The sequence below is a fragment of the Novosphingobium resinovorum genome, from assembly GCF_001742225.1.
GTDB classification, from domain to species: Bacteria; Pseudomonadota; Alphaproteobacteria; order Sphingomonadales; family Sphingomonadaceae; genus Novosphingobium; species Novosphingobium resinovorum_A.
In genome coordinates this window covers 256,984-271,276 of record NZ_CP017076.1, presented here as the reverse complement: position 1 = coordinate 271,276, position 14,293 = coordinate 256,984, and the positions used below count along the sequence as shown (strand labels likewise).

Here is a 14,293-nt window from a genome sequence, read left to right as displayed (position 1 = left end):
ACTGAACGTACTCCACCCCCCGCGTAACGCCGTTGACCTCCCCCATGACCACTCGATAGGAAACGGCATGGAAATCGAGAAAGAGGCGATCACGTCCCTGGACGTCGCGCGCAGGGCCGGCGTGTCGCAATCGGCGGTGTCGCGCGCCTTCACGCCGGGCGCGAGCATCGCCGCGGACAAGCGCGAGCGGATCATCGCCGCCGCCGAGGAATTGGGTTACCGGCCCAATCCGCTGGCCCGCTCGCTACTTCGCGGGCGCTCTAACATCGTCGGCGTCGGCGTGGGCTACCTCACCAATCCGTTCTTCACCCAGACCCTGCAACTGCTGTCCGACGCGCTGGACGGCGCCGGGCTGCGCCTGATGCTGTTCCCGGCGCAAGGCAGTACCCGGCCCGAGCCCTCCATCCACGAAATCCTGCATTACCGGATCGACGCGCTGGTGCTGCTGTCCGTCAGCCCCTCCTCCACCCTGACCGAGCAGTGCCGCCGCGCGCAGGTGCCGGTGATCCATTACAACCGCACCACCCCCGCGCAGGATGCCTCCTGCGTGGTGGGCGACAACGAGACAGGCGCGAGGGCGATCGCGGCGCACCTGCTGGCCGGGCGTCACCGCCGCTTCGCCTTCATGGCGGGCACCGCGGATTCCTCCACCAACGCCCAGCGCGAGGCGGGATTCACCGAATACCTTGCCGAGCGGGGCGCACCGGCCCCGATCCGCGAGGATGGCGCCTTCGATTTCGATACCGCGATGGCCGCCACCCGCCGCCTGCTGCTGCGCAAGGACCGGCCCGAGGCGATCTTCTGCGCCAACGACACCATGGCGCTGGCCGCGATCACCGTCGCCCGCCACGAATTCGGGCTGGACGTGGGCCGCGAGATTTCGATCGCCGGGTACGACGACGTGCCGATGGCGGCATGGCCCGGCTTCTCGCTCACCAGCTATTCGCAGCCCGCGGCCTTCATGGTGGCGGAGACCCTGCGCCTGATCCTGTCCCTGCGCACCGATGCCGACCGGCACGAGCAGGTCGTCGCGCAAGGCTCCCTCGTCGTGCGCGGCAGCACCCGCCCGGTCGGCGCCTGACCGCAAATCTGATTGGCAGCAAATCCATTGACCGGGCAAGCCCTCGGGCTTACCGATGAATTCGAATTCATCGGAGAATGATCCATGGGAACTGCAACGCCGCACCGCGAATGCCACCGGGCTCTGTCTTGAACACGCCCGCGTTCCGTGAACGGCTGACCTCGGGCGAACTGCTGGTCGGCACGTTCGTCAAGACACCCTCGCCGATCGTCGCCGAAGTGCTGTCGCTCACCGGCCTCGACTGCCTCTGCCTCGATGCCGAGCATGCGCCGTTCGACCGCGCGACCATCGACGGCTGCGTAGCCATGACCCGCGCCATCGGCATGCCCAGCCTCGTGCGGATTCCGGTAGCGACGCCGGAGCAAGTGCTCAATGCGCTGGATTGCGGCGCCACCGGTGTCGTCGCGCCGCATATCCGCAATGCCGCAGAAGCCGCCGCCTTCGCCCGCGCCTGCCGCTTCGGCGCCGGAGGGCGCGGCTATGCCGGCTCCACCCGCGCGGCCTGCTACACGACGCGCCCAATGGCCGACCACTTGCGCCTGAGCGAGCGCGAAACCGTGGCCATCGCCCAGATCGAAGACCCCGAAGCGGTCGAGGACATCGACGAGATCGCCCGCGTCGACGGCATCGACTGCCTGTTCGTCGGCCGCGTGGACCTGACGGTGGGCTACGGCCTTGCCAGCCAGGACCATGAACGCGTCGTCGCCGCCGTCGAGCGCATCTGCGACGCGGGGCGCAGGAATGGCCGGGCGGTCGGCATGTTCCTCAGCCGGATCGAGGACGTGACCCACTGGCACGAACGCGGCGCCAGCCTGTTCCTGCTCGGCTCCGACCATGGCTTCCTTTTGCAGGGCGCCGCAGACCTTCTCGACAGGGCGCGCCGGTCCGTTGCCGTCTGATCTCGCGACAGGCCCTGATCCCGCGACAGGCAACGTGGAGGCAAGGCTGGACGCCTGCCTCGACCGCATCGGCGCCGAGGATCATCGCTGGAATGCGATGCTGGCGCTGAACCCGCACGCCCGCATGGCGGCGCGCGACGCGGACGCGGCCATGCGCCGAAGGATGCCGGTGGGGCCGCTCCACGGCATGGTGCTGGCGATCAAGGACAACATCGACATCGCAGGGATGGCGACCAGTTCGGGATGCCTCGCGCTCGAAGCCGCGATGCCGCTCGCCAATGCCACGGTGATCGACCGGCTTGTCGATGGCGGGGCCGTCATCGTCGGCAAGACCAACTTGTCCGAGTTCTCCTTCGAAGTGCGATCGCGCAGTTCGCTCGGCGGCGACGTCCTCAGCCCCTTTGCCCCGGCCACGACGGCGGGCGGATCGAGCGGCGGATCGGCGGTCGCAGTCGCGCGCGGCTTCGCGAGCGCCGCGATCGGCACCGATACCGGCGGCTCGATCCGCATTCCGGCGGCCTGCAATGGCCTTGTCGGACTGCGTCCCGCGCATGGCATGCTGCCGCTGGACGGCGTCGCGCCGCTGGCCCCATCCACCGACACCATCGGCCCGATCGCCCGCACGGTCGAGGATGCCCGCGGGCTCTATCTCGCGATGGGCGGCAAGATCCCTGCGGGAGAAACCGGGGCGCCGCCGCGCATCGGCGTGCTGCGCGCCGCCTTCGGCACCGACCCGAGGGTGATCGCCGCCTGCGAACGCGCCTTGCGAAAACTGGCGGACGGCGGGGCCGAACTCGTCGATCCTTTCGCGATCCCCGATATCGCGCAAATGCTGGCCGGTCCGCATATCGTCGACGTCGAATTCGCGGCCGCGTTCGACGCGTATCTTGCCCGCAATTTCGTGGCCGGGACCGCACCGCAAAGCCTCGCCGCCTTGCTCGAAGGCGGCCGATTCCTTCCGGAATACCGCCCGGTGATCCTCGATCGCCTGTCGCGCAGCGCGGAAGAGGCGCAGGCTGTCCTTGCCGCTCATCGCCGCCTGACCGACACCCTGCTGCGGGCCATGGCGGAGCACCGCCTCGACGGGCTGTTCCACCCGACCCTGCGCGTCATTCCCGAGGGTCTGGGCAATCCCAAGGTCGGCTGGGCTCCCGAACTGGCGCCTCGCACCGGCTGGCCCGCGATCAGCGTTCCGGCGGGCGCGCAGACCTGCCCTGTCGGTGTGGAACTGCTGGCTCCGACGGGCCGCGAACAGCTGCTGTTCGATCTCGCCCGCATGATCGAGCAGGCTTGACCGAACGCGCTTTGGTCGCCGATCGAGGTTCGCCCTACCCCTCGCCCCGCCCCTCGTCATTGCGAGCGCAGCGAAGCAATCCAGAGCAGTCTTGAGCCGCCCTGGATTGCTTCGCTGCGCTCGCAATGACGAACGGTGAGCAGGCAGGGCATTCGCAACCCGGCAAACAAGGAAGACGGCGCCTTCCCCGCCGGGAAAGCGCCGCCTCTTCACGCCGTGAAAGGGAAGGCTCCCGCCTCCCCCTTCCCTGCCATCGTCAGAACTTGGTGCCGACGCGGATGCCGTACGTGCGCGGTGCCGCGTAGGACACCTGGATGCGCTGGCGGCGACCGATCACGCCGCTCAGCAGCACCGCCTGGTTGCTCAGGTTGTCGCCATAGGCTTCGACGTAGGTGCGATCGTCCGGGCTGCTCCAGCGCAGCGAGGCGTCGAACTTGTCGTAGCTGCCCTGACGGTCCAGCACGGTGTTGCGGTCGGTGGTGTAGTAGCTGCTTGAATGCAGCCACGACCCCATCGGCGACAACATGCCCGCCGTGCCCAGATCGATGTCGTAGGATACCGCCAGCGTCGTCTTCAGCTTGGGCGACTGCGGAATGCGGTTGCCCTTCAGGTTGAGCGACACCGGATCGGTGCCATCGGAAAGTCCGTAGAAGTTGTTGCCGCTAATGTAGCTGGTGTACTCGGCATTCATCAGCGCCGCCGTGGCATCGATGTGCAGCGCCTGTACCGGATTCAGCCGCAGCGCCATCTCGGCACCATAGCTGCGCGCCTTGCCGGCAGAGCCGAAGTACGAGACCAGCGGCGTGTAGATGTTGATCTGCAGGTTACTGAACTTGTTGTAGAACACCGAGGCCTCGAACTGGCCCAGTCCGCCCAGGATGCGGCTCTTGAAGCCCGCTTCGTAGGCGTCCACCTTCTGCGGCGCGTAGGATTGCGGGATCAGCGGATTGCCGCCGCTGTCGTTGACGCCGCCCGATGCGAAGCCGGTCGATGCCGTCGCGTAGATCATCGTGTTGCGATCGACGGTGTACTGCAGGCCCGCGCGCCAGGTCCAGCTGTTGAAGCTGGGCGAGCCGCTGGTGACGACATAAGGCGTCGTGAAATCGTAGGTGTTCGGCGGCGCGTCGGCGAAGTCGGAGAAGACGAAGCTCTTCTTCTCGTGCGAATAGCGGATGCCGCCGATCAGCTTCAGCTTGTCAGGCACGATCGCGTAGCTGGCCTGGCCATAGAAGGCGAGCGCCTCGACGCCGATGTCGGAGTCCGCACGGAAGCCGTTGGTCGTAGCGCCGGGCGCGGTGACCTTCTGCTGGTACGTCTCGAAGATGTCGTCCTTGAGGTAGTAGGCCCCGACGATCCATTCCAGCGGCGTGCGGCTGTTCGAGGCAAGCTGCACTTCCTGCGAGAACGCCTTCGAGCGGGTCTTCGGCTCCTGGATGCCCGAGCCGTAGCCATAGGCTTCGAAGACCTTGCTGGACTGGTCATTGTCGGCGCTGCGGTGAGCGGTGAAGTGCGTGTAGCCGGTGATCGAACTGACCGTGGCAAAGCCGAGGTCATAGGCGATCTTGCCCGAAACGTAGTCTTCGGCGACATGCTCGAACGGCTGGTAATCCCAGTCGTTGGTCCAGGCGCCGCCGGTCACAGGGGTGCCCACGTCACGGCCCGCCAGGTTCGGGCTGCCATTGGGGACGGAGGGGTTCACCGCCACGCCCGATCCATTGATCGACTGGTAGCCGGTGGACGTGTTGATGAGCGTACCGGCGGTCTTGTAGCCGTAGGAGCCCGCGCCTGCATCGTCGCGGCGCCAGGTCCCGGCATGGATGGTCACCTCGAGGCGGTCGTCGGGCTTCCACTTGAGCGAGACCCGCTGCGCGTTCTCGTTCAGGTCGTTGAGCACGATGCCCGGGGTCGTCGACTTGACGTAGCCGTCATGGCGCTGGAACACCCCGGCCACGCGCACCTGAAGGGTGTCGCTGACGGGAATGTTGACGAAGCCGTCGATGCGGGCGGAATCGAAGTTGCCCCTGTCGAGGTTGACCCCGGCCGCGAATTCGTCAGTCGGATCGGACGTCACGACGCTGATGTTGCCGCCGAAGGTGTTGCGTCCGTAAAGCGTGCCTTGCGGGCCGCGCAGGACCTCGACACGGGCGATGTCGAACAGCGGAATGCTCTGCTGCTGGGTGCGGCTCTGGTAGACGCCGTCGAGGTAGAACCCGATGACCGGGTCGGTCTGCGCGCTGACGAGGCTGGTGCGCACGCCGCGGATCGCCGGGAACGAGTCCGACCCTTGCGACCCCCAGGTGAAGCCCGGCGTCGCCAGTTCCACCTTGGACACGTTCTGCGCGCCTAGCCGCTGCAGGGCATCCCCCGAGAGCGCGGTGACGGCAACCGGAACGTCGAGCAGACGCTCGCTGCGCCGCTGCGCGGTAACGACGATATCGCCCGCCGAATTCGCGGATTCATCCGCCGCAGGCACGGTAGTGGTGGTTTTGGCGTCCTGCGCCATGACGGGCGCCGCCGCGAAAACCAGCGCCGCCAACGAAACTCCCTGGATCAAACGAGTGTGCATATTCATCCCTCAAATGCCCTCGAACTCCAGGAAAGGTATCTGCGACCCGCCCCTCTGTCCATGAATTTTTGCATTCGAAGTCATTTCGTGATCGAGCGGGTATATACTTGAGAACCATTTACCTTAAGTAAGACAAGATGCGATATTTGACGATGTTTTATAAAAACTTGAGGTATTATCGGTACATCAATCGAAATATCAAAATATATCACTTCCGTAATGAATGATAATTCAATAGCCTTCTACGGCAATTCGCGCACTGCTTCCCGCCTCCATCTGACCGCTGAACAATCGCTGTTCAGGCGGAGCGGAGGCATCTTCGATACGCTTTATTAGAAGCTCGATGGCCGCCTCGGTCATCCGGCGCACGGGCTGACGGACCGTAGTGAGGTCGTATGCACCGAGTCTCGATGCACCCGAACCATCGAAGCCTACGATGGACAAGTCCTGCGGCACCGACAGACCCAGATCGATTCGCGCCGCGTCCATTGCGCCGATAGCCATCATGTCGTTGACGGCGATGATCGCCTCGCACCCTCTGGCGTGAAGTTCTGCCATCGCCGCATGGCCGCTCTCGTACGTGAAGTCGCCGCGGACTTCGGGCACCTCGGTGATCCCGGCCATAGACAGCGCCATCAGCGCGGCGCTGCGGCGCTCCTCGCCGACGTAGTTGTCCAGCGGGCCGGAGATCAGGCCGAAGCGCCGATGCCCCGCCGCGAGCAGGCGCCCGACCAGATCGCGCTCCCCCTCCCCCGAATCGCACCGTACCGAGGCGGCACCGCTGGCAACGCGATTATAGAGGACGACCGGCACGCGATGCTCGGCGAACTGCGCGACTTGCGCCGTGGACAGGCGCGCCGCCGAGATCACGCCATCGACCGAATGTCGCCAGATCTGGTCCAGCACGCCATCGACCTCGCTCTCCTGCGACAATGCGAAGAGCAGCACGCGAAAGTCCTTCTCGCTCAGCCGCGCGCCCACTTCGGCCAGGACTTCGGGATAATAGAGGTTCGTGCGCGCAGCGATGATGACCGCCACGATGTTGGTCCGCTTCGAGATCAGAGCCTGTGCCAGCGCATTGGGCTTGTACCCGATTTCCGCCGCGACCTTGAGAATCAGTTCGCGCTTGGCAGGCGCGATCGACGCGTTAGGGGCGAAGCAGCGCGATACGGCTGACTGCGAAACCCCCGCGATGCGCGCCACGTCGTAAGACGTGGGACGGCGACCGTCTTCCATTCCGGTGGACTTGAGCTTCTTGGTCGATCGAGGCTTTGGCATGGAACGTCCGTAACTTGGCGCGAAACCACGGTCTAGCGACGTAAAGGCGGCACCGCAAATGCAACGCAACAGCGCCACTCGTTTTGCTACGTGACATTTGAATTCGAATGCAATAAAACTGCATCCCGTCGCCCAGACCGACCCATCCAGACCAGTCCAACGGGAGCCCTTCCATGACCGATGCGCCGCACGGATTTTCCGAGACCACAACTTACATCAAGGCGCCCGCGCGCGACCAGATCACCGACAGTGGTGACGTCGCCGGCCTGGTCGCCCGCGTCCTCGCCGACGTCCGCGCCGAAGGCGATGCCGCCGTGCGCCGCTACTCCGCGCAATTCGACAAGGCCGAACTTGACCGCTTCGAGGTCAGCCCTGCCGAGCGTCAGGCCGCACTCGACGAACTCGACCCGCAGACCCGCGCCGACACCGAATTCGCGATCGACAACGTGCGCCGCTTCGCCGAGGCGCAGCTGGGCACGATCCTGCCGCTGGAGATCGAGCCGATCCCCGGCCTGCACCTCGGCCATCGGGTGATCCCGATCGACCGGGTCGGCGCCTATGTGCCCGGCGGCCGCTTCCCGCTGCTTTCCGCGCCGATCATGACCATCGTTCCGGGCAAGGTCGCGGGCTGCGCCGAAGTCGTCGCCTGCCTGCCGCCCAATGCCCACCGCGCGATGATCGCGGGTTGCCACCTTTCGGGCGCCGACCGCATCTTCCGCATCGGCGGCGCGCAGGCGATCGCGGCGATGGCCTACGGCACCGAGAGCGTGCCGCAGGTCAACAAGATCATGGGCCCCGGCAACGCCTTCGTGAACGAGGCCAAGCGGCAGGTCTTCGGCCCCGTCGGCATCGACCAGCTGGCAGGGCCTTCCGAGATCTTCGTCGTCGCCGATGCCTCGGGCGATCCCGAACTGATCGCCTGCGACCTGCTGGGCCAGGCCGAGCACGACGTGCGCACCCGCGTCGGCCTCATCACCACCGACCGCGCGCTGGCCGAGGCGACCGTGCGCGAGGTGGAGCGCCAGCTCCAGACCCTCGCCACCGCCAAGGTCGCGGCGGAATCCTGGGAGAACTACGGCGAAGTCGTGCTCTGCGCCGACGAGGCGGCGATGATCGCCTATTCCGATTTCGTGGCGGCCGAGCACCTTCAGGTCCACACTGCCGACCCGCACGGCTTCGCCAAGAAGCTGCGCAACTACGGCTCGCTGTTCATCGGCGAGAACGCCAGCGTGGTCTATTCTGACAAGAACGTGGGCACCAACCACACCCTGCCGACGATGGGCGCGGGGCGCTACACCGGCGGCCTGTGGGTCGGCTCCTACGTCAAGATCGCCACGCACCAGTGGCTGGAGGACAAGGCCGTCGCCGCCGTCGCCCCGCCGGCGATCCGCCAGAGCGGCAGCGAGGGCCTCGAAGGCCACCAGAAGGCCGCCGCAATCCGCTTCGATCGGCTGAAGCAGCCCGCCTGACACCCACCGTCGCGATGTGAGGGCGGCTCCGGGTGACCGGGGCCGCCCTTCGCGTGTCCGGCCGCGCAAGGTGACAGGGTTTACACGGTTTACACAGTCCTGGAGGAAAAGGCGTCACCTTGCGGCGGAAGCTGTCACCTTGTGCGCCAGATGTGTCACCTTGTGTGGAAAAGGTGTCACCTTGAACGCTGGAAGTGTCACCTTGCGGCCTCGAAGGTGTCACCTTGCAAGGTCTAGTCGGAAGGCGGCATGCTAGCTCGGGCGAAGTGGAAAACGGCATTCATGACGAATACCGTACCCACCCGGCTGTAGGAAAATGCCCGGTTCGCGCGCCGCGAACCCGTTACGAAACGTCCGGCCCCGCAGCCAGCGCTGCTTCGATTTCCTGTCCGGCAGCGGCCGCTTCGGCCGCGAGCTTGCGCAAGGCCTTCGCGGTATCCGCCAGAAGCCCGGCGCCGAGGGGACGCTCGGCGTTGATGAAACGGCGGATCGCCCGCTCGTCTATGCCCATGCGGCGCGAGAACGCCGTGGTGCCGCCAAAAAGCTGGACGCAATAGGCGAAGTGTTCGCGTTGCTCGTCGATCGAAGGTGCTGCCATTGTATCCGCCTGCTGGTTTGCCGATGCCGCCATACCCGATCTTGCGAACGAGGCAACACGGGTGCGAAGCCTGCAGACTTCGAGCGATCTGCGGGAAATCGCGGCCTAGTTGCCTTCCGCATCGACGGTGAACACCATGGGTTTGCCGCGGGAATCGGGGTCCCATCCCGCCAGCAATGCGGCCCGTACACCCCGCACCACGATCGCATCGCCGATCTGAAGGCGCCCTCGTTGCATGCCCTTGAGCAGCCGTTTGGGCGCCGGGAATTCCAGCAGGGCGCCGCGCTTGGTGTGCCTGCGCAGCAGGGCAACGGTCATCCCCCGCCAGCCATCGGCATCGCCCCACTGCGGCTCGCTGCGGAGTTCCCATTCATACTGAAGTCCATCGACCTCGACGCAGCCGGCTAGCTTGTTGCTCATCGCGGCATGCCTAGCAGGTCTCTGTCCGCAAACCACCCTCCAGTTCCGGAAAGGGCGATCGTCGCTGGCCGAAGCCGCCCTGTGCAGGGCAACAAGGAGCCTGCCCGGCGCGGATGGGGACGCCGGGCAGGCCAGAAGACATCGCCCGACCCATGCAGATGTACCGGGCGACGCGGGTGTTCCCTGAAAATCAGGCTGCGGCGCCAGACTCGAACAGCGGCCGCGCGACGTCCTCGCCGCCGCGCACCACGTAGGCCACGCAAGGGACCGAGGCGGTGTTGCGCAGGGCGTGGGGCAGGCCTACCGGCACGGTCAGGGTGTCGCCCGCGCCCATCAGGATCTCGCCGTGGTCCCAGCTCACTTCCAGCGTGCCGGAGTGGACGAAGATCACTTCCACTTCGCGGCGGCTGTGGCGCGGCACGTAGGCGCCGGTCTGGAGCGTCAGCAGGCGCAAGTTGAAGCCGTGCGGCCACCAACCGCTGATCGGGCCGGGGGCGAAGCCGTCTGCGGTCGCCTCCGGGACGATCAGCCCGGCTTCCTCGACGCCGGGTGCGGCCAGCGGCGAGGCCGGGTTGGCGGCGACGTCCGCGAAGCGCACCATGCATTCGGCCAGCTTTTCGAGCGGGGGCGTGCGAAGTTGTGCAAGGTCGTCCTCGCTCAGCGGGGCTTCCAGTTCGGCCTCACGCAAGGTGTAGTCGCCGTCGCTGGTGTCGATCAGGGTGCCGCCCTTGGTCAGCTTGAGGCCGAAGTCGGCGGCGGATTCGAACACAGCGGGCGCCCAGGTGACTTTGCCGGGATCGTCCTGGCCGAGCACCACCCACAGGAAGCCGACGCCCTCGTCCAGCTTTTCGAAGCCGCGGAACATGCGGGTAGGGACCGAGCAGACGTCGCCCGGCGCGATGTCGAGCGTGCCGTCCTCGCGGTTGGGGCCGAAGATCAGGCGCCAGTGGCCGGAGTGGACGACGAAGACTTCCGCCGTCTCGTGGCTGTGCTGCGAGTTGACGCAGCCTTCTGGCTGGCGGGCAGCGCCGACGTTGAAGCCGTGCGGCTCGGTGATGTGGACGAACTGGTCGGCGCTTTCGGACACGCCCGCGCCGATGATCGTGAAGTTCTCCTTCTCGGTCGAACCCGGCGTGCGGGTATCGATGAAGGCGGTGCGGCAAGGCACGAGGTCTGCGTAGCGCACGAGGCGCTGGGCCATCGCTTCGCGAGTCCACTCGGTCACGTCATACTCCTCAATAGGGTCTTCGATGCGGAGCGCTTTCCTCTACCTTTTCGGATTTCATGAATCACGCTTGCATTCGAATTCAATCGTGGTACGTCATGGACACCGCCAGCGCAAGCCATGACGCGCCTGCGGCACGAAAATTGATCGAGAGGACCAGATAGACGGTCCCACGGGGAGCTGAGCTTGACCATGTCCGCCACTGGACGAAACGATGCCGACGGCCTGCCGCTCGTCCTGCTTGCGGGAACGCTGTGCGACGCGCGGGTGTTCGCGCCGATGCTGCGGCATGCGGCGCTGGCCGGGCGACCGGTGGTCCATTACGACATGACCGGCGTGGCATCGGCGCGGGGGCTGGCCGAACGGGCGCTTTCGCAGGTTTCCGGGCGCTTCATTCCGGTCGGCTTCTCGCTGGGGGCGATCGTGGCGCTGGAGATGGCGGCCCTCGCGCCCGAGCGGATCACCGCCATGGCGCTGATCGCCGCCAACGGGCGCGACGTACCGGAGGCAGATCACGCCGACCGCCGCGCCGCCGCCACGACCGATCCGGGAGTGCTGGTCGGCGAAGTGCTGTGGGAGCGCTCGGTCGCGGCCGGGGCGCGCCATGACAGCGCGCTGAAGGCGACGATCGTGGCGATGGCGCAAAGCCAGCCGCCCTGCACGCTGGCGCTGCAGACCGAAGTTGCCCTCACCCGTTCCGACAAGCGGCCGCTGCTGCCCATCATGCGCATGCCCGCACTGGTGCTGGGCGGGGCCGAGGATCGCATCGCTCCGCCCGAACTGCAGCGCGAACTGGCGGCGGGCCTGCCCGATGCCGAACTCGTGATCGCGCCGGATGCAGGGCATTTCCTGCCGCTCGAATGTCCCGATTTGTGCGCCCGCACGCTGGCCGACTGGCTGGCGCACGTGCGGACGCTCGCATAGCATCATCAAGATCATCCCACGGAGGTCACGTGACTGATACCCAAGCCCCCAAGAAGCCCGCAACACCGCGCACCGACATTGCTCCCAGCGACGGCGAGACGGGCCGCGTCCTGCAGGTCGAGCGGCGCGACTTTACCCAGCTTGTGCCCGAGGGGCGCAAGCGCGTGCAGTCGATGCGCGGTTTCGACGAATGCTACACCGACATCGTCGACTACATCATCCGCTGCACCCACCGCATCTGGGACGAGCGCGACGTCGGCCTGATCTATTCGCACTACACGCATAACTGCGTCGCCTACACCACGATGGGCACGATGTACGACCGCGAGACGCACATCCGCGACACCATCCAGCGCCTCGTCGAATTCCCAGACCGGCGCGGCATGGCGCAGCAGGTGATCTGGAACGGGGACGATGTGAACGGCTTCTACACCAGCCACATGACGCATGGGCTGGGCCGTCACACCGAGCCGGGTTCCTGGGGCAAGCCGACGGGCCGCACCTACTGTACCCGCACCGTCGCCGACTGCATGATCCTGGAGAACAAGATCTACAAGGAGTGGATCGTGCGCGACAACATGGGTCCGCTGATCCAGGTCGGCCTCGATCCGCACGTCTTTGCGCAAGGGATCGCGCAGAAGAAGTTCGATCTCGGCGAAACCGTGCTCGACCTCACCGAGAACCGCCGCCTGCTCGGCCAGTACCCGCCCGAGAGCGAGGCCGACCTGTCGATCGCGCACAATGCGGGCGAGGAGCAGCTGCTCGAATGGCTGCACCACATCTACAACAAGCGCATGTTCGGCAAGATCCACGAGATCTACGCGCCCAACTGCCAGTGGCACGGGCCGCTGATGCGCGAACTCTACGGCGTGGCATCGGTGCTGCACCAGACCATGCGCCTCGTCGCGCTGCTGCCCGACTGCTCGTTCGTGCCGCAGCACATCGCCTCGGTCGACAGCGAGGAAGGCGGCACCAAGTACGCGGTACGCTGGGTGATGGACGGCCACCACCTCGGCTACGGCTCTCTCGGCGCGCCGACGGGGCATCACCTGTTCGTGATGGGCGTGACCCACTTCCACGTGAAGGACGGCAAGATCGTCGACGAATGGGTGGTCTACGACGAGTTGTCGATGCTGGTGCAGCTCAAGCTGGCGGCGATCCAGGCGGCGGCCTGAGTTCAGCACCCCGGGGCCGCGTGCAAGGCGCGGCCCCGACCCTACTTCCGCCACACTCCAACCATGACCGGAGCCGTGCATGCCCATCATCGCCCCCCTCGCGCCTGACGTCGCCCCTGACGTCGCCATCGAAGCCGAGCCGGTCGATCGGGCCGCGCGTCTCCCCATGCCCGGCATGGGGCGGCAGGTGGCGATCTTCGCGCTGCTGCTCGCCTGCGAATTCCTCTACGGCTGGGCTTGGAACACGGTGGACGTGCTGCGCCCGTTCATTCGCGCATCGCTGAACCTCTCGCTGCTGGAGGCAGGATCGGCCTATTCGGCGCAAGGCGCAGGTGCGCTGATCGGCGCGGTGCTGATCGGGCAAATCGCCGACCGCTTCGGCCGTCGCCGGATCTTCGCGCTGGTCGTGCTCGGCTACGGCACGATGCTGATCGCGGGCACGGCGGTCGGCAGCTATCCGATGCTGCTGGTCCAGCGTTTCCTGCTGGGTGCTTTCGCAGGCGCGAGCTTTCCGGTGGGCGTGGGCATCTATGTGAACCTCTTCCGCCCCTCGCTGCGTGGACGTCTGGCAGGGACGATGAACGCCTTCTTCAGCTTCTCGATCGTCGCGCTCGGCCTGGCGATGGGCGCGGTGGCGCCGGGAGACTGGAAGCTGCTGCTGTGGATCGGGGGCCTGCCGACGTTCGCGCTGGCGCTCATGGTGCTGTGGCTGATCCCTGCACGGTCGCCGATCGACATGGCCAGCGAACGCGCGGCGAAGCTGCCCATCGGCGAACTCTTCGCGCCCGACGTGCGCCGCCAGACGCTCATGCTGGCAGCGATGACCGGCCTCAACTTCTTCGGCTACGCGGCCTACAGCGGCTGGCTGACCACGTATCTTTCGGGCGAACGCGGGTTCGACGCGGCGACGGCCGGAAAGCTGGTGGCCTGGCAGTTCGCGGGCAACATCGCCGGAGGCTTCTTCTGGGGCTGGACGGCCGACCGCTTCGGCCGCCGCTTCAATGCGATCGGCTTCCTGATCGCCGCCGCCGCGATCATCGCCTACCTGCTGGCGCCCACCGACGTGCTGATGCTGCAGCTGATCGGGCTGGTCTACGGCGCAGCATTGTGTTCGAGCGTGACCTGGGGACCGTGGCTGGCCGAACTGTACCCGCCGCACCTGCAGTCCACCGCCGCCTCGATCTTCAACTGGGGCCGGATCATCAGCTTCTTCGCGCCGCTCATCACCGCGACGCTGGCGCAGAAGCTCGGCATGACCATCGCCATGGGCTCGGCGAGCCTGGCGTTTTCGCTGGCGGCGGTGCTATGGCTGGCACAGCGCGAGACGCTGGAGCGGCGCTGAGGCGCCTCCAGCGACAGGAGCC

General features: G+C 66.4%; 12 protein-coding genes. 7 read left to right on the top strand and 5 right to left on the bottom strand.

Annotated elements, in window-relative coordinates; genetic code table 11:
• Positions 1-67 precede the first annotated feature (67 nt).
• From BES08_RS18905 to BES08_RS18895, 3 genes are all read left to right on the top strand, one after another.
• Positions 68-1,081 carry a LacI family DNA-binding transcriptional regulator gene (locus BES08_RS18905; RefSeq protein WP_008828983.1) on the top strand — a complete coding sequence of 338 codons (1,014 nt, stop codon included), beginning with the start codon at positions 68-70 and terminating at the stop codon, positions 1,079-1,081.
• Positions 1,082-1,209: 128 nt separating this feature from the next.
• Positions 1,210-1,980, top strand: a complete 771-nt coding sequence (locus tag BES08_RS18900; protein WP_008828982.1) for an HpcH/HpaI aldolase family protein — start codon at positions 1,210-1,212, stop codon at positions 1,978-1,980.
• Positions 1,981-2,014: 34 nt separating this feature from the next.
• Positions 2,015-3,274 carry an amidase gene (locus BES08_RS18895; protein ID WP_008828981.1) on the top strand — a complete coding sequence of 420 codons (1,260 nt, stop codon included), beginning with the start codon at positions 2,015-2,017 and terminating at the stop codon, positions 3,272-3,274.
• A 256-nt stretch (positions 3,275-3,530) separates the two neighbouring features.
• On the opposite strand, the gene BES08_RS18890 is transcribed toward BES08_RS18895, so the two are convergent.
• Both BES08_RS18890 and BES08_RS18885 read right to left on the bottom strand, forming a co-directional pair.
• Positions 3,531-5,810, bottom strand: coding sequence for a TonB-dependent receptor (locus BES08_RS18890; RefSeq protein WP_036525149.1), 2,280 nt, complete (start codon positions 5,808-5,810; stop codon positions 3,531-3,533).
• Positions 5,811-6,071: 261 nt separating this feature from the next.
• Positions 6,072-7,118, bottom strand: a complete 1,047-nt coding sequence (locus BES08_RS18885) for a LacI family DNA-binding transcriptional regulator (RefSeq protein WP_081798963.1) — start codon at positions 7,116-7,118, stop codon at positions 6,072-6,074.
• A 173-nt stretch (positions 7,119-7,291) separates the two neighbouring features.
• Here BES08_RS18885 and hisD point away from each other — a divergent pair, with 173 nt between their 5' ends.
• Entirely contained in the window at positions 7,292-8,587 is a 1,296-nt protein-coding gene (hisD, locus tag BES08_RS18880) for a histidinol dehydrogenase (protein WP_036525157.1), read from the top strand.
• A gap of 343 nt (positions 8,588-8,930) precedes the next feature.
• Here hisD and BES08_RS18875 read toward each other — a convergent pair whose 3' ends face one another.
• The 3 genes from BES08_RS18875 to BES08_RS18865 form a co-directional block, all read right to left on the bottom strand.
• Positions 8,931-9,185 (bottom strand): hypothetical protein, encoded by a 255-nt coding sequence (locus tag BES08_RS18875; protein ID WP_036525343.1) that lies wholly within the window; start codon positions 9,183-9,185, stop codon positions 8,931-8,933.
• Between the two features lie 105 nt (positions 9,186-9,290).
• On the bottom strand, positions 9,291-9,605 hold the full coding sequence (locus BES08_RS18870) for a hypothetical protein (RefSeq protein ID WP_008831447.1): 315 nt from the start codon (positions 9,603-9,605) through the stop codon (positions 9,291-9,293).
• Between the two features lie 190 nt (positions 9,606-9,795).
• Positions 9,796-10,830, bottom strand: coding sequence for a cupin domain-containing protein (locus BES08_RS18865; RefSeq protein WP_081798964.1), 1,035 nt, complete (start codon positions 10,828-10,830; stop codon positions 9,796-9,798).
• Between the two features lie 192 nt (positions 10,831-11,022).
• Here BES08_RS18865 and BES08_RS18860 point away from each other — a divergent pair, with 192 nt between their 5' ends.
• The 3 genes from BES08_RS18860 to BES08_RS18850 all read left to right on the top strand — a co-directional run bounded on the left by BES08_RS18860 (position 11,023) and on the right by BES08_RS18850 (position 14,271).
• The gene (locus BES08_RS18860) at positions 11,023-11,754 is read left to right on the top strand and encodes an alpha/beta fold hydrolase (protein ID WP_036525161.1); all 732 of its coding nucleotides are present in this window, start codon (positions 11,023-11,025) and stop codon (positions 11,752-11,754) included.
• A 29-nt stretch (positions 11,755-11,783) separates the two neighbouring features.
• Positions 11,784-12,929: a nuclear transport factor 2 family protein gene (locus BES08_RS18855; RefSeq protein WP_069709364.1), complete on the top strand. Its 1,146-nt coding sequence runs from the start codon at positions 11,784-11,786 to the stop codon at positions 12,927-12,929.
• A gap of 79 nt (positions 12,930-13,008) precedes the next feature.
• Complete coding sequence (locus BES08_RS18850) at positions 13,009-14,271, top strand: MFS transporter (RefSeq protein WP_008828942.1); 1,263 nt, start codon at positions 13,009-13,011, stop codon at positions 14,269-14,271.
• Positions 14,272-14,293 lie beyond the last annotated feature (22 nt).